The organism is Agarivorans sp. MS3-6 (assembly GCF_054112545.1).
This window is the reverse complement of sequence record NZ_CM134202.1, coordinates 515,795-531,399: the sequence shown is the minus strand read 5'-3', so window position 1 is coordinate 531,399 and position 15,605 is coordinate 515,795. Positions and strand designations below refer to the sequence as shown.

Here is a 15,605-nt window from a genome sequence, read left to right as displayed (position 1 = left end):
TGTTATTATCTTTTTTGTTATTTATTCAAGGATGAACGATGAAACACATTGGACGGATTTTGCTGCTGAGTTGTAGCGTTGTATATACAGTTGCTTGCGGGGGGGGCGGTTCTGAATCTACAGCGCCACCCGCTAACACTTCATCAAGCGATATGATTAAGAATCCCTCGGCCTACTCTGTTAAGCAGTTAGAACAAGCCGCAGAAAGTTTAGTGGATTTACGCTATACCGGCGAGCAGGTTAATGCGCCAATGGATGTTGCGCTAGCGCAACAGCTATTCATAAATTTGTTTGGAGAATCGGTAAACGCTCTGCCCGGCTTACTTAGTTATCGGCTCATTGAGTTGGTTGAAGCGAAAGGTAATGTTAATTTAGTTACGCAGTGTACCAATGGTGGGACGCTAACGTATAAAGGGGCTATTGGCTCGAATTACCAAGGCGCTATATCGCTGGACTACGATGGCTGTTTAGAGGACACCGGGTCTCAGTTAGACGGCCAAGCAGCCTTTAGAATGGTTAAGCTAAACGAAAATATTGCCGACTATGTGTTTTATTACGATAACCTTAATTGGCAACGATTAGGGCAATCTACAGTGGTAACCGGTTACTCGCGACAAGTCGAGGAGTCTTACTTATTAACTCAAAGCCAACGGCTATTATTTTCCTCAAAAGGCTATGCACCAGTCAGGCTTAGTTCTGAATACAACGAAGCAGGTGATGGTAGTTGGTCGGTCAGCGGTGACCTGTTTATCGCCGACAAAGGCAAAGTAGCCTTTTCCTCTGATGAGCTCTCTGGAAGCATTCCTAATTTCGATGAGGGTAGCTTGTTGTTAGTGGGAGACAAAGCCACTGCACTGCAGTTTGACAACGACTATATTCGTTATGTTGAAGATATAAACAGCGATAAGCTTTATGACGTGGGTACCTATTTTAGTAACTCGCAAGAGCTATTAGTTGGGGACGTGAGTACCAAGCAATTAGTTGCCCTTTCTGAGCTTTCTCTTCCCCCTTTGGTGACTGAACCTTATTGGAATACGTTTGGTGATGAAGTTTACACCACAACGACAATTACGGTGGAGCAGGGCTACTATGAAGACCCTGACACTGCCGATGAACTGCTCACCATTAGCTATCACTGGTATGTGAACGGTACACGTTTAGCTGAAACCAGTAGTACCTTAGCTCCTTATCAAGCGGTATATGGCGATCTGTTGGAAGTGAGTATGGTCGTTTTTGATGGCGCAAATAGTGTTGAAGGGCCACGCTTAACCATTGAATTAAGCGACTCTCCCGTACAGGTGGCTATTTCCAACCTGCCAGAAAACGTAGTTTCCGGTGAGTGGGTGAGTTTTTCTGTCAATATGGTTGACCCTGACTTGCAAGGAACGCAAACCCCAGCAGAAATGGAGTCAGGCCCATCTGGTGCCACAATGGATGAGCAAGGAGAGGTAAATTGGCAGGTTCCTGATAATTTACTTTTCCCTGTTCAACACTACACCTTTAGCTTCTCTTTGCTCGGTTCTGACGAGGTTGAGTTGGTGACGGTAGAAGTGCACAGTAACGATAAATTTCCCATTGTACGCACTGGTACTGAAGTGCCTTACCGTAACCAGTCCACTTGGATCGGGAACTTTGATCAACATGAAGGTAACGAAATTCTCACCGTTGGCCATAATTCAACGGTATATTTGATGGAATACCTTGATGGCAGCTATGTGCAAAAATGGGTTTATCCCTTTGCCTTGCCTGCAGAGGGCGAGGTAAAACAAGCGCTATCTGCTGACATTGATAATGATGGCCAACAAGAGATAATCGTTGTATCAGAACATGGTATTAGTCTTATCAGCGACTTAGCGAGTGTAGCAACATTATTATTTTCTAGTGATAAATACTTGCAATATGCGCGTATTGTTAAAACAGAGAGTGGCTGGTTACTGGGCTACTTAGAAGCGAATAGTGAGTATTCTTATGATGGCGCTTCGCTTAAAGTGGTCAATGTTGAACAGCCCAATACGCTTGTATTTAGCCGTGATGTGTTACGCGCAAAACAGTTTGTTTTTGCCAATGTTGACGCTGATACTCAGCTTGAAATCATTACTAATAACGGTTTTGTGTATGACACAGAAACCTGGGAAAACCAATGGTTTTATGGTGAGGGATTTGGCAATTATTTAGTTGCTGCTGGTGATATCGATGGGGATGGGATTGCCGAAATAATCGGGGATAAGACCAGTCACCTATATATTTATTCCGCAATTGATAAATCACTACGCTATCAATATTCGGGCAATGACTATTGTGACTTAATCACCGCAGACATATCAAATGATGGCGTTGATGAAGTGATATTAGGGGGATGCCAATGGGGAAATATTGAGGTTCTTCAATGGGACGGTGTTAGTCTGTTAGCTTTATCACAGGTTTCAAGTCAAGGATATGGCATTGCCTCTCTTGCCGTGGGAGATTCTGACAACGATGGCCAGTTAGAGATGCACTGGGCCGCAGATGTAGGGAGCTCGGGAGAAGACCTCTTTATTATTGCCGATCTCACTGAGGATGCCGCAACGATTAAACCTTGCAATAGTATTCAGCTTGATAATTACAGCACTGCGGGGTGGTCAACCATTACCGACAATATCGAAAAGGCGGTCTTCTTTTCTCCTTCTTCTGAGAGTGGCTACGGTGGAGGGCGAATATTTACTCTCGATAAGCAAGGCCACACAACCGTGAGTGATGAGCTATCGTCCAATTGGGACAATAGTCAATACGCTATTACTCGTGACTTTAACCTTGATGGCTTTGGTGATATTTTCGTGCCAACGACTGAAACCTATGATGGCGCTATTGCCGCGCTGCAGCTATTTGATAGTAGTGTGCATTGGCAGACCGCTGGAGATTCTGGCGTTGATATTGGGGTTATTGAAGCAAGCGACCTTAATGGCGATGGTAAAGATGATTTGATTTATGATGAAGGCTCTGCCATACGGGTCATCGATATAGATAATCAAACCATACTGGGTTCGTATAGTTTCAATCAATACGTCAATGATATCACTAGTTATAGCTCAAATGATGGTAACTATGTGATTGTGGGATTGTCTGAGAGTGTATCGTTATTAAAAGTGCAAAATGGTGTGATTACGCTATTAAATAGTCAGCAGCAAGCTTGTCGCCGTGTAGAAATGTTTAATTATGATAATGATGATGCTTTAGAGCTGATGTGTTTTGATGAAGGTACGTTTTTTGATCAAACGTCGAGTTTTATCGTGTATGAGATAAACAATGGGACCTTGACTGAAGTATCTCGTGTTAAATTGACAGGTAGCGTTCTAGATATTGCTATAGATCCTTCCTCTAGCTCGCAACAAGATGTGTTTGCAGCAATCAAAATACCCGAGGATTATCAATATGATATTGAAGAAAAATATTATATCCAAAAGATGAGTGCTAAAGGGCAGGCTATTTGGTCTAGTCCGTATATTGTGGGAGAGCCGAAGCATCGCGGTATTAATGTTAGATACTCGCAGGACTCGCTTGAGATGCTAATATCGACCAACAAGGCCGCTTATTGGCTACATTAAATTTAATTGTTTAGCCTGAAGAGCCCGCGAAAGCGGGTTTTTTGTTAGAAGCGATTGCAGTATACGCCCGTTAAAGTGTTTACCATGGCAAAGTTAACATAAGCCCTGAACAGCTTAGCCTTGCAATATTACGATGTTAGGCACGCAGCCTTATATACCTAATTATCTAGATCTTTAACATATTCCCTAATAGCAAACCGTATGGTAGATGAAATTAAAGACGTAGCAGATAAGGTGTATACCCGCGATTTGTTTGGCAGTGATTAAGTCGGCCAAACTACATTGGTTTTAACTAAAAAACGGCGCTAATTAGCGCCGTTTTTTGTCGGGTGATCAGCGCCTAGTTATTTGCAGCTAGGCGTTACAGCATAGTGGTCAGTGAGTACCAATGCTCTTTCTGCCTTTGGCTTTAGTCTCATCATACAGGCTATATTTACGAATAAGCTTTTGACCGCCGTCTCGTGTGAGTGGCGTCCAATTAAAGGCGGCATATTTGGTACTGGAACGGGTCAGCATCATGTCGAAGGGGATTTTTATGTAGAAGCCTTTGTTAAAGCTACCTTCGCCGTAGTCTTCAGCACTGACATCGGTTTTTGTGAAGAAGAAACCAGCAATGGTGCCGTTATCAAACTCTCTTGATACATCAACGGTAAACCCTCGGTCACCAGAGAGGTATTGCCCTGCTGATAGCTCGGTATTAACTCCATACCATGGAGATTGCCAATAAAGCGCGGCGTGGCCGGTGGTGACTTCGTAATCTCTAAATCCAAAACCTCTGTCAAAATCACGCTGCTTAACGTGGTTTAGATCCACGCCAAAGGCCAGTGAACTATTGTATGGTCGATACAATAGTTCGCCCCCCACACCGCCATACATAAACTCTAAATAGCCGCCGTAGTATTGCGCGTAGAAGTTTTTACCGTAGTTATCAAAGTAGGTGAGTTGTAGATTGGACAGGCCTATATCACTGGCGGTTAAATACTCCCGAATATAAGTGCGTGAACGCGGGATTGCACCGGTGGAATCATCAACCGTATAATTAAATTTGTCGTAGTTATTTGCAATTGTCCACGAAGCAATGCCATCGGCTTTTAACTTGTCGGTAAATTGGTACTCTCCTGCTAGGTGTAAAGATACCGCGTAGAAATAAAAGGTCTCTGCGCTGCCAATGCTTTGCGTTAAACCGGGGTACAGCGAGACATTATAAGGCGTTTTATCTACCTGAGTGCTGGTTTGGTTTGCTGCTGTACTGTCAAACTCTTGGTAGACTTGGCTGCTCACATAGGGGCTTTCTTGTTCTGGCTCAAGTTGGTTTTGTGCGTTATCTAAGAAAGCGGCTCGGTCTATGGTACTGCTATATAAAGGCAGGCCTTGTGCGGTTTCTACTATCTCAAATTCGCTCACTGTGTCAGGCAAACGGTTATGTAGTACGCGAGCAATGCGTTGGTCTGCGTCGCTGCGTTTTCGGTATTTAAGTTGCTCGCCGCTCACGCTTATACGGTTCTCGCTCAATACTAGGGTACTTGCTTGTAATCCGGCGTTATCGGCTAACGTGTCGACTAAGTCGTCGTAATCTACCTGGGCAGAGGTGTCGGTGTTCGTGTCGTTTAAAGACTCTGGTGGTTCATCAAGCTTGATTTGATTGGGCACCGTTTGAAAGTTAGTACGAATGGTAATACCGGCCATCAGCGTATTACCGCGTTCGTAGCCAAGGTTTAGATTGACGTAGTCGCCCCAGGCATAAACGGCCCCAATATTAACCGGTAAGCTTTGATCGAATTGGTTGTCTAATGCTTCGTGCTGGTAATCGTTAGAATCGTATTCAAGCTTTAGACTTAAGCCCTCAATGGGCGTGTGGTATTCAAGGCCCGCTAAAAGGCCAGCATTTGGACCACGGAAGAAATCACCAGCCCCCAGCTTTCCTCCATTGTCTCCGGGTTTTCGCCCCGGGCGTTCACAGGCGCTGTCAGATATTTTGCATAATGGATTGTCTAGATCACTGCCGTTGGCTAGATAGCCCCAGCCCATGCCTAAGGTGAAGTCTAGGTTCCCCCAGCGTTTACTGGCGACCAAGTACTCGCTAGCAAATAAACCAGTGCCACCAATATCTCGAAAGCCTAACGCGATTTCAGGTACGTAGTAAGATTCTTGCCACAGCCTAAATTTGGCGTCAAAGCCTTTGTCTTTATAACTTTGGTCGCCACTGTATCCGGGGTAGGGGCTATATAAACGGTTCTCAACCGAGGTATAGCGTATCACGCCTTCAAACCATGGCACGGGGGTGATTGCTATCGCCCCTCTGATATAGGGGTCTACATAGTTTACATTAAAGGCGAATTCACCCTCAGGGCTCATGCGGGCAGTGGGTATTTGCATTAAACCTACTCCGCCAAAGTCTGATTGGGAAGGCGCCGCCAAGCTGGCAGATAGGGGTAATAATGCCGAAATAGCCATTGCTAAAGGGGCTAAGGGCTTAATGTTTAAGGCTTGAAATTGACGTTTACTCACCTTGGGGGCTTCCTATTATCTGATTTTGCAGAAGCTCAAGGTAGAGCTGATTTATTTGTTGGTGTTGTTCGCTAAATATTTGTGTTTTAGCGGGCACAAAAATGATGCTGCCAGGCGCTAGGGTTTGCTTATTGAGCTTGTTCCAATAAGCAATAGGTAGCTGGAGGGTTGTGGTATCGGGTTTTATTAACCAAACGATGCTGTTATCTGCCATGGCTAACATTGTGGCGCTTTTCAAGTAATCGTTTAAGTCTTGGCTAGGCTGATGGTCGAGATTTAGTGATGTAGCAAAGCCTGTGATGCTTATGGTGCTAGGTCGAGCCGGAATAATGATTTTGTCTTGCGCGTGTAATAGATAATTACTCGTGCCGTCGGCATACACGCGGTCTGGGTGTACCGCAATGGTGAAGCGATCGGTAGGCACCAGTGCTGCGATCTGCTGTTTAACGGCGCGCCATTGCTCAGCATATTTATCTTGCTTAGCTATTTGCTGGTCTACCAGCGTGAGTAAGGTTGATTTTTTTTGTTGATGCTTAAGTGCCTGACCATGGCGCAACCATGCCGTGGCATACCAGTAATCGTTGTCACTTAAGCTGAGCTGGCTGATAAGCTGGCTGAGGCGTGAACCTTGCGCAACCGAATATTGCTGTATCGCTTGATGGGCTTGTTGTACCGCTACGCTTATGTGTGGTGTTTGGTTAGTGCCTGCGTCAGCTGCTGTTTCGGCAAGAGCGCTGTTTACACCGATATTCAACACTGACACCAGCAGGGTGGCTTTAGCTAATTTTACCCACAACGCTAATGGCCGTTTGGCTAAGCTTGTCGCACTAGAGTAATGGGCCGCAGCGGCCCATAAAGACTTACGCATTACGCGCATAAACATTCTTCCTTGTTGAGTTAACACAGCTTGAGTTAATACCCGTTAACTAAATATCTTCAAAAAAAGGCATTAAGCTTTCTAAGAATACCATTGGCTGATTGGGGCCTAATTGTTGCTCTGTACGCCAAATAATTTGTTTGTTGTTGCGCTGTTCTACCCAATATTGATTGGTGGTGCTGAACTTAAGTGCTGGCACACTTAACTGCTCGCTTACCCTTTGTAGTTGTCGCTCGCTTCCGGCGATAACTGCTTGGCTAGTCTCATGCACAGTAAAGCTTGATTCGCTGGTTACCCCAAATAAGTCTTCAGATATGTAATCTCGGGTGGCGAGGTATGGGGTGTTTTCTTCTACCGAGAGTAAACCTTGAGCAAAGGGGTCTTGCTTGAGGTAATGCACGCCGCTGCTGGCAAACGGTAAGCCGTCACTGCGAATAATTTGGCCATTGCGAGTGACCAAGGTGATACCATCACTGGCTGCCCATACTCTTTCATCGCCTTGTGCCTTCGCGAGTGCGATATAGGTCTTGGGATGTTCGCCATATTTGATGTAAACAGCGGCAAAATTAAGCGCTAAGCGCTCCTCTTCTGATAATTGAATATCGGGCAAGCCGTTTACTGCGATATCTACCAGTTCTTTGGCGCTTTTATAGTCTTGGGTACAGCCTAAAAGAGACGCAGCCAGTGCTGCCGAGATAACTACTTTACTGAATCGCATTTCCATTGCCTAAGCCTATAATTCAGCACTTAGCTTAGCATTAGAACGCATACCCTAAAAGTATTGAAACTAGATAAATATCTCTAAGCTTTATTGAAAGCGTTATTATTTTGCAATAACCATGAGGACGTTAATGACAGAGGGGTTCTTAGGTGGCGGATACTGGCTGAGAGTCGCTGATTACATTTCATGCTGAGCAGTCACTATCTTATACTAGCCCTACTCATCATATGGTTCTTATCGTTGGCAGCAATGGGAATACATCGTTACCGCAATGCAAGCCTATTTCTCAGGTTTTCTTGGGTAATTAATAACTCAAACTGGTTGTAGATTTGTTATCATTTACGGCTAAACAATTCTAGGAAAAACCATGGCCAGCACCGCAGCAGCATTACACATTTTGGTGAAGCATAAAGAACAAGCCGAAGATATACTCACTCAGCTTAAAAAAGGCGCTAAGTTTCAAACCCTTGCTAAAAAATATTCAAGCTGCCCATCGGGTAAAAAGGGCGGTGATTTGGGCGAGTTTCGACGCGGTCAAATGGTACCGCAGTTTGATAAAGTGTGCTTTAGTGGTGAGGTGCTAACGCCTCATTTAGTGAAAACAAAATTTGGCTGGCATGTGGTAAAAGTGCTTTACCGAACCTAGTTATCGCCCTTTAAATTTGTCGATGTGCATAGCGTGTTACCTCGCTTAAGCACATCGACAAGCCCTCACTAAGAACAGCTTTCTGGCAAGTTATGTTCTTTACGAATAGTTTTTAGCTTATCTAAAGCGTCACTTAAGCTTGATTGCGCCTCTAATACATTGGTCACTTTTTTGTCTAGCTTAATAATTTCAGCGTAACTACTGTTTAGCTTCTCTACATCTCCCGTTTCTGCATAGCTTAATGCTTGGACCCAAGTACCGGCTTCTTTATGGGTATTGTTGCTGGCACTTTTAGCTTGGCTGGCTAAATCTAGCGCGCTGGCGTAGTCACATTTGGCTAAAGCGCTGACGGCATTAAAAGCGGGTTCGCCAATTAGCTGGCGTAACTCTTCATCACTGGGTGGCTGGTTGGCTTGTTGCTGTTTTGCCGCGTCTTCGCTGGCTTGTTTGGTCGCGCTGGTTTGTTTGGCGTCTTGCACTGCGCCAACGGCTGCACCAGAGGCGGCCCCTACCGCTGCCCCTCTAGCGGCTGATTCGAGCGGGTCACCTCCCCAAATAAGGCCTGACACCAGCCCGCCAGCGGCACCTGCTAATGCGCCGGTACCCGCACCTTCTGCGGTATTCGCGCAGCCGGTATTAAGTGATAAGGCTGCTAGCAGCGATAAGGTGATTAAACTTTTGCCTATAATTGGCTTGTTAAGCAAGTTTTGCTGGCTTAAACGGGGCGTGATTCGCATTTTACATCCCTTGTAGTTGTCGATATCTGCTTTTAGTTATACAACAGACTCGCTTTTTTATCGGCTTTTATTTGACAATTTTATGACTAAGATGCTTTTACTGCTCAAGCTTACCGCCATACTTCGCCGCTCAATATTTAAGCCTAGCTTCAGCAGTGCTTTGATAACAGTGTTGTTATTTTGCGGTGGTGTAGGCTCGATATCGGCGCAACAACTTGGTAGCCAACAAGCCGACCATGTTTTGGGTGTAGAAGAAAGACATACTGCCTTGTTTGAATATCTAGCCGGCCTTGAAACACTGAGCCAGCATCAGCGAACGTTGCTGGTTCAAGACGGTTATTTAAGCCCTTATTTGGCTGAGCTAGCAGGCTTAGAGTTACAGCATTTTTGGCAACAGCTACAGGCCAGAAATAATGGTGATGCGCCAGCAAGCTGGGCGAACTTGCAGAGCCAATCTTATAGTTTGGCGGGCATGAGTAACATTAGACAAAAACGGCGTTCTGCTTTTGCATTTTATAGCCTTATACACCCAGAGCATCGACGTATTAGTAAGCAAGATACCTTGTTACTCGATATTTTGGTGGCCGTTCACCCTAATCAGGGCCAAGGCGACACGGGGGTTGGGGCTAACCTAAGGTTTAGTTTGGATCTAGGTCTGAGCTTGCATCAGTTAGTGGAAATGAAGTCAAAGGAGTTGGTTTATCAACATGGCCGTTCGAATTGGTTGATGGTTCAGTGACCGCCCAAGATAAACATGTTTTTTATCATGGGCATTAATGCTAATTTGTTGGATTGAATGACTATTTTTACACACTTTAAGGATAAAGCGTTGTTGCAGTTGCAAGGTATTACTGAGGTTTTCAGTTGAAAGTTAGCCACATCATATGGAATCTTGTTGGCTTAGGTTTCCCTTTAATTATTGCTGTTATTACCATCCCTCATCTGTTGGCTGTTATTGGACTTGAGCGCTTTGGTTTTTTAACCTTGGCTTGGGCCCTAATCGGTTACGCCAGTATTTTCGATTTAGGAGTGGGTAGGGCGGTAACCCATTACGTGTCAGTGAAGCTGGGGGCAAAAGATGTACAACTTATCCCCGCTATTGTTAACACTGCTGTGGTATTCACTTCTTTGCTAGGTAGTTTGGCGTTTTTACTGATTTGTTTATCTGTTTATTTAGGGGTAGAGCAATGGATACCCAAGCAGCAGGTTAGCTCATCCGAGATTAATCATTCATTACTGTTATTGGCGCTAGCTATTCCACTCCAAGCGATGAGCGCCACCTATAAAGGCTTAAACGAAGCTTTTCTTAGTTTTAGAGGGATCAGTATATTAAGAGTGTTTTTGGGAGTGGCAAATTTCGGTGGGCCTTTCTTAATTGCAGCTTATAGCCATAGCATGCCATTGCTCGTTAGCAGCTTGGTATTATCTCGGTTAATCGCCTTTTTTGTATACCGTTACTTGGCTAAGTCAAACTTAGTACAACTGGGCGTCACCAAAGGTGCTAGTTTCGCTACTGAACACTTAAAGCGACTGTTTGAGTTTTCATCTTGGGTCACCTTAAGCAGTATTATTAGTCCATTTTTGGTGCAAGCCGATCGTTTCTTTATTGGCCTAATGCTAACGGCCTCCGCTGTCACTTTGTATGTCATTCCTTATGAGATTACCGTGCAAGCGCTCATTGGAGTAGGGGCCATAAGCTCGGTGGCGTTTCCTGCGATATCGCGTTTATTGGCTAGTCAGCCCCAGCAGGCGAAAGCCTTGTTTCAACGTTGGTTGGTTATTGTCTCTGTGATGATGTTTGTCGCAATGGTTGGCATTGCTATGTTGATGCCGATTATTCTGTCTATTTGGGTGGGGGGGTATGTTGACCAAACGTCGGTTTGGGTTGGTCAAATACTGTGCTTGGGCGTATTTCTTAATGCGATAGGGGTTATGTATTACGCTTGGTTACATGCCAATGGTGATACCAAGTATACGGCGCTTTGCCATTGCGCAGAGCTGCCTCTTTTCGCTATGTTATTGTATTTCTTGGTGGGGGAGTTTGGCATTGTTGGCGCAGCCATTGCGTGGGTATTTCGAGTAGCCCTAGACTGTGCTTTGCTAATCTATAGATACTTGTCGATGCCAACCACAGAGGCTGAGTCTTCAGGGGCTAGCGATGTCGCTTAGTGTTGAGTCTTTGTTTGCGACCATTGTTGCCTTTGCAATGCTGACATTTAGCTTTGTGAGTTACAAAGACTATAGACATCCGGCTGTGTTACATAGTTTGGTGTGGTCTTCAATTTTGTTTTTGCATAGTTTTATGCCTCACAGCTTAAATGCGGCAGGGGCGAATGTGTTGCTGGTGGTTGTTGGGGCGCTATTGTCTTTTGCCGCCGGCTGTCTGCTGGTCACCGCGCTTTATCAAACTAATGCTAATGCCCAAATTAAACCTAGCTATAACTTAAGAAAATATCGAGGGTTCTATAAGGTCTATATCGCTATAGCACTATTGGGAATACCTTTTGTTTTTCGTAAAGCGCAACAAATAGCCTCTCATGGAACCACTGGCTCATTTATGCTGAATTTGCGTCTTGGTTTAAATCATGAAGCCTTTGGTAATCAAAGCTTTGGTATATTAGCGTATATCAGCCTCATCGCGTTTGCCGCTGTCTACTTAACGGCGCTTGATTATAAGTCTAAAAATGGCCGTTTAACCTTTTTACTGGCGATAGTTATTGCCTGCTTTTACGTGGTGATGAGCACCGGGCGAACCTATTTCTTCTTAGTGATTATTCCTATCTTATTTGTTTTTTCGTTTACTAACCCCAGTAAAATGGGGCTGAAAAGCTTTATTCTTGGCTTCGTGACCATTATTGGCTTTTTCTTTTTTATTGGTGTTGTAATGGGTAAGGTTGGAGAGAATGCAGGTGAAGCTATGTCTTCCTTCTCTTTGTATTTACTCGGTGGGGTATCTGCCTTTGACGTGGTATTGAGCCAACCCTATGATTTGCAATATGGGTCAAATACCTTACGAACCTTCTTTGCTATTTTGGCTAAAATTGGCTTTGAGTTTGAGCCGGTTAAGCTGGTTAAACCCTATGTTTACATCCCGCAAGCGACCAATGTTTACACTGTTTTCTACCCTTATTATCTTGATTATGGCCTGACATACGTATTTGCCACCCAGTTTGGTTTTGGGGTATTACATACGGTGTTATATAAACGCGCATTGTTAGGTCAGTATGGTTTTGTTCTGGCTTACTCTTTAAGTGTCTACGCACTGTTTATTCAATGGTTTCAAGACCAGTATTTGTCGTTGCTCACTACTTGGGTCATTATTGGTTTTTTGTTGTCTACCCCTCTTTTACTTTCAAGAAAGCTTAATAAATAAGGATATTTTGTGCTGGTTGATGTGGTTATTGTAAATTGGAATTCTAAAGATCTTCTTAAATCTTGCGTAGACTCGGTGTTGCAACATAGTCATAAGCTGCTTGGGCAATTAGTGGTCGTTGATAATGCTTCTAGCGACACCTCTATTGATTTTCTTAGCGCTTACCCTTCAGTTACTTTATCGGCATTAAGCAGTAATGTGGGGTTTGCCAAAGCCTGTAATTTGGGAGCATCGCTGGGTGATTCTGACTATGTATTGTTTCTCAACCCCGACGCTGCGTTAGATGCCGATACCTTGTCGCAGGTAAGCCAATTCATGAATGCTAGCGAGAACCAAGCCATCGGCATTTGCGGGGTTCCGCTACTTGATGAACATCAGCAGGTGGCCAGGAGCTGTTCGCGCAGGCCTACCGTTAAAGGGATAGCCGCCCATGCTTTGGGTATTGACCGTTTATGGCCCAGGTTTGGTCAAGCTATGCGCGATTGGGATCACAACAACGACGCCGAAGTAGATCAAGTTATAGGGGCGTTTTACTATGTGCGACGCACTCTTTTTCAGCAACTAAAGGGCTTTGATGAGCGCTTTTTTGTTTATTACGAAGAGGTTGATTTTGCAAAACGGGCTGCTGATTTGGGTTACAAAAGTTACTTTTTGAGCAAGACTCATGCTTTTCATGTGGGAGGAGGCACTTCAAGGCAAGTAAAAGGTTTGCGCATGTTTTATTCGATTCGAAGTCGGCTATTGTATTGCTTCAAACATTTTGGCCGTTTTACTGCCGTGGCTGTTGCTTTGTTAAGCTTAGTGATTGAGCCCTTGCTGCGCATGCTGCAATCTTTATTGCGCAGAGATATGGACGGCTGTAAAGAGTTGCTACTTGCCTATTCAAAGCTTTGGAAATGGGCCATTTTTCGTGAGCAGGGCAAATAGCATGAAAGTGTTAGTATTGACTAAATACTCGCGTAATGGCGCAAGCTCTAGGTTAAGAACTTTTCAGTACCTCGATGCGTTGGCAGACAGCGGGGCAAAGATAACCACAAGCAGTTTATACGATGCTGAGTATCTGCAAACACTGTATGAAACCGGGTCGAGAAAGCGGGTGTTGTACTATTACCTTAGGCGTTTGTTAGTGCTATTTACCGCTCGTAAGTACGACGTTCTGTGGATTGAAAAAGAGCTGTTTCCTTATTGCCCCGCGTTGATTGAACGCTGTCTTCGATTGTTCAAGATATCATTTATCGTCGATTACGATGATGCCATTTTTTACAACTATCAGCTCTCTTCTAATAGGCTGATTCGCAGAGTATTAAATAACAAAATATCTTCGGTTATGAATAAGGCTCAGTGGGTGGTAGCGGGCAATGCTTTTTTAGCTGCTGAGGCTAAAAAAGCCGGCGCTACTAGCGTATCTGTTATTCCTACGGTGCTCGATATAGATCGCTACAAAGTCACCCAGCGAGAGCAAACGGGGCCGCTGGTTATAGGTTGGATCGGCTCGCCGTCTACGGCAAAATATGTCGTTGAAATAGCCGAGCAACTGCGCGTTATTAGCGCTGAGTTTGATATTGAATTGCATTTAATGGGAGCCTCTTCTGCTACAAAGCAGCAACTTGATGGCTTATCCGTTAAGATTTTTGACTGGTCTGAAGCCACTGAAGTTGCTTTTATCCAATCTATCGATATCGGGATTATGCCCTTAATTGATGGGCCTTGGGAGAAAGGGAAATGTGGCTATAAGTTGATTCAATATATGGCTTGCGGAGTACCAGTAATAGCGAGTGCGGTAGGGGCCAATATCGAGATTGTTGAAGATAGCCAATCGGGCTTGCTAGTTAAGCCAGAGGAGCCATGGACTGAGGCTTTAACGCAATTGTTATCGTCTGTCGATTTGAGAAAAAAAATGGGTTTGGCGGGACGAGAGGCCGCAGAACAGCGTTACTCTTTGCAGGTTCAGTCAAAAAAATTAGTCACTATTTTGAAAAATGTAGCGGCTAAATAATGTTTAAATTGATGAGTGGAGCTTAGATTGAGTAGTTCAGTGCTGGTTATCGCCAGTTTCGCCGATTCTATTTTGACCTTTAGAGGTGATTTGCTGTTAGCGATGCAAGCAAATGGCCACCAAGTACATGTGGCTGCCCCTGATTTTAGCCAAGCGCAATTGGAACAGTTGTCGAGCATGGGGATTGTTGGTCACGCCTATCAATTGCAACGCACCGGGCTTAATCCGTTTAAAGACCTGTCGAGTGTGGTGTCATTATTTAAGTTGATTAAAACGCTACAGCCAAACACGGTATTAAGTTACACCATTAAACCAGTCATTTATGGCTCATTGGCGGCAAGGCTGGCGGGAGTTCGCCAGATTTATTCGATGATAACCGGTTTGGGTTATGTGTTTAGCCATGCCATAAGCTTTAAGCAAAAGCTTTTACATGCCTTAGTGTGCACGATGTATAAACTGAGCTTGGCATTAAACCGAGCGGTATTTTTTCAAAACCCAGACGACCGTGAGCTATTTACTCAACAACATATTGTGCCATTGGCTAAAACCCAGCTGATTAATGGCTCTGGCATAAACTTAGGGCTGTTTGCCGCTAAGCCTTTGCCAGAACGCTTACCCACACTGCGCTTTCTACTCATAGCGCGATTACTTAAAGATAAAGGCATTTATGAGTATGTGGCAGCGGCTAAAATATTAAGAGAGAAGGGCTATCAGGCTGAGTTTCATTTAGCCGGCTGGTTGGATGACAACCCCAGCTGTGTTGATGAAGCCGATTTAAAGCAATGGATAGAGCAAGGTTTAGTGATTTTTCATGGTCGGGTAGATGACGTTAAACCCCTTTTGGAAAATTGCCACGTATATGTGCTGCCATCGTATCGTGAGGGCACTCCTCGTACGGTGTTAGAGGCGATGGCTACCGCAAGGCCGATTGTGACGACTGATGCCCCCGGTTGTCGTGAAACAGTGATAGATAAACAAAATGGCTTTTTAGTGGCGCCGCAAAATGGCCCAGCCTTAGCGGATGCGCTGATTTGCTATTTACAACAGCCTGAATTGCTTGAGCAGCATGGCCAGGCGAGTCGGCAATATGCTGAGCAGCGCTACGATGTAAAACGGGTTAATCAACAAATCTTAGATGTCATCAACGGAGTGAGTTAATTGCTAAA

Annotated in this window: 12 protein-coding genes; 8 read left to right on the top strand and 4 right to left on the bottom strand. The window is 44.6% G+C overall.

Annotated features, from left to right (window positions below; genetic code table 11):
* Positions 1 to 38 precede the first annotated feature (38 nt).
* Positions 39 to 3,581: a hypothetical protein gene (locus ACVFI8_RS02485; RefSeq protein ID WP_457872940.1), complete on the top strand. Its 3,543-nt coding sequence runs from the start codon at positions 39 to 41 to the stop codon at positions 3,579 to 3,581.
* A 375-nt stretch (positions 3,582 to 3,956) separates the two neighbouring features.
* Here ACVFI8_RS02485 and ACVFI8_RS02480 read toward each other — a convergent pair whose 3' ends face one another.
* From ACVFI8_RS02480 to ACVFI8_RS02470, 3 genes are read right to left on the bottom strand one after another with little or no spacing between them, the layout of a single operon-like run.
* Positions 3,957 to 6,089, bottom strand: a complete 2,133-nt coding sequence (locus ACVFI8_RS02480; RefSeq protein ID WP_457872939.1) for a YjbH domain-containing protein — start codon at positions 6,087 to 6,089, stop codon at positions 3,957 to 3,959.
* A complete protein-coding gene (locus ACVFI8_RS02475; RefSeq protein WP_457872938.1) occupies positions 6,082 to 6,966 on the bottom strand; it encodes a capsule biosynthesis GfcC family protein in 885 nt (294 codons plus the stop codon). Before ACVFI8_RS02475 ends, ACVFI8_RS02480 begins: the two co-directional genes overlap by 8 nt.
* Positions 6,967 to 7,015: 49 nt before the next feature.
* On the bottom strand, positions 7,016 to 7,690 hold the full coding sequence (locus ACVFI8_RS02470) for a YjbF family lipoprotein (RefSeq protein WP_457872937.1): 675 nt from the start codon (positions 7,688 to 7,690) through the stop codon (positions 7,016 to 7,018).
* Positions 7,691 to 8,054: 364 nt separating this feature from the next.
* On the opposite strand from ACVFI8_RS02470, the gene ppiC reads away from it, so the two are divergent.
* The gene (gene ppiC, locus ACVFI8_RS02465) at positions 8,055 to 8,333 is read left to right on the top strand and encodes a peptidylprolyl isomerase PpiC (RefSeq protein WP_457872936.1); all 279 of its coding nucleotides are present in this window, start codon (positions 8,055 to 8,057) and stop codon (positions 8,331 to 8,333) included.
* Between the two features lie 68 nt (positions 8,334 to 8,401).
* On the opposite strand, the gene ACVFI8_RS02460 is transcribed toward ppiC, so the two are convergent.
* The gene (locus tag ACVFI8_RS02460) at positions 8,402 to 9,070 is read right to left on the bottom strand and encodes a glycine zipper family protein (RefSeq protein WP_457872935.1); all 669 of its coding nucleotides are present in this window, start codon (positions 9,068 to 9,070) and stop codon (positions 8,402 to 8,404) included.
* A gap of 82 nt (positions 9,071 to 9,152) precedes the next feature.
* Here ACVFI8_RS02460 and ACVFI8_RS02455 point away from each other — a divergent pair, with 82 nt between their 5' ends.
* From ACVFI8_RS02455 to ACVFI8_RS02430, 6 genes are all read left to right on the top strand, one after another.
* Positions 9,153 to 9,809, top strand: coding sequence for a hypothetical protein (locus tag ACVFI8_RS02455; protein WP_457872934.1), 657 nt, complete (start codon positions 9,153 to 9,155; stop codon positions 9,807 to 9,809).
* A gap of 125 nt (positions 9,810 to 9,934) precedes the next feature.
* On the top strand, positions 9,935 to 11,239 hold the full coding sequence (locus ACVFI8_RS02450) for a flippase (protein ID WP_248715007.1): 1,305 nt from the start codon (positions 9,935 to 9,937) through the stop codon (positions 11,237 to 11,239).
* Positions 11,229 to 12,443, top strand: coding sequence for an O-antigen polymerase (locus tag ACVFI8_RS02445; protein WP_457872933.1), 1,215 nt, complete (start codon positions 11,229 to 11,231; stop codon positions 12,441 to 12,443). Before ACVFI8_RS02450 ends, ACVFI8_RS02445 begins: the two co-directional genes overlap by 11 nt.
* Positions 12,444 to 12,452: 9 nt before the next feature.
* Complete coding sequence (locus ACVFI8_RS02440) at positions 12,453 to 13,370, top strand: glycosyltransferase family 2 protein (protein ID WP_248715009.1); 918 nt, start codon at positions 12,453 to 12,455, stop codon at positions 13,368 to 13,370.
* A 1-nt stretch (position 13,371) separates the two neighbouring features.
* A complete protein-coding gene (locus tag ACVFI8_RS02435) occupies positions 13,372 to 14,439 on the top strand; it encodes a glycosyltransferase family 4 protein (RefSeq protein ID WP_457872932.1) in 1,068 nt (355 codons plus the stop codon).
* Positions 14,440 to 14,466: 27 nt separating this feature from the next.
* The gene (locus ACVFI8_RS02430) at positions 14,467 to 15,597 is read left to right on the top strand and encodes a glycosyltransferase family 4 protein (RefSeq protein WP_248715011.1); all 1,131 of its coding nucleotides are present in this window, start codon (positions 14,467 to 14,469) and stop codon (positions 15,595 to 15,597) included.
* The last annotated feature ends 8 nt before the right edge of the window (positions 15,598 to 15,605 follow it).

Excerpts from the sequence above, each read along its gene's own strand:
- ACVFI8_RS02455 (WP_457872934.1), top strand. The coding sequence starts at position 9,153 with ATGACTAAGATGCTTTTACTGCTCAAGCTTACCGCCATACTTCGCCGC.
- ppiC (WP_457872936.1), top strand. The coding sequence starts at position 8,055 with ATGGCCAGCACCGCAGCAGCATTACACATTTTGGTGAAGCATAAAGAA.
- ACVFI8_RS02475 (WP_457872938.1), bottom strand. The coding sequence starts at position 6,966 with ATGCGCGTAATGCGTAAGTCTTTATGGGCCGCTGCGGCCCATTACTCT.
- ACVFI8_RS02435 (WP_457872932.1), top strand. The coding sequence starts at position 13,372 with ATGAAAGTGTTAGTATTGACTAAATACTCGCGTAATGGCGCAAGCTCT.
- ACVFI8_RS02460 (WP_457872935.1), bottom strand. The coding sequence starts at position 9,070 with ATGCGAATCACGCCCCGTTTAAGCCAGCAAAACTTGCTTAACAAGCCA.
- ACVFI8_RS02485 (WP_457872940.1), top strand. The coding sequence starts at position 39 with ATGAAACACATTGGACGGATTTTGCTGCTGAGTTGTAGCGTTGTATAT.
- ACVFI8_RS02470 (WP_457872937.1), bottom strand. The coding sequence starts at position 7,690 with ATGGAAATGCGATTCAGTAAAGTAGTTATCTCGGCAGCACTGGCTGCG.
- ACVFI8_RS02445 (WP_457872933.1), top strand. The coding sequence starts at position 11,229 with ATGTCGCTTAGTGTTGAGTCTTTGTTTGCGACCATTGTTGCCTTTGCA.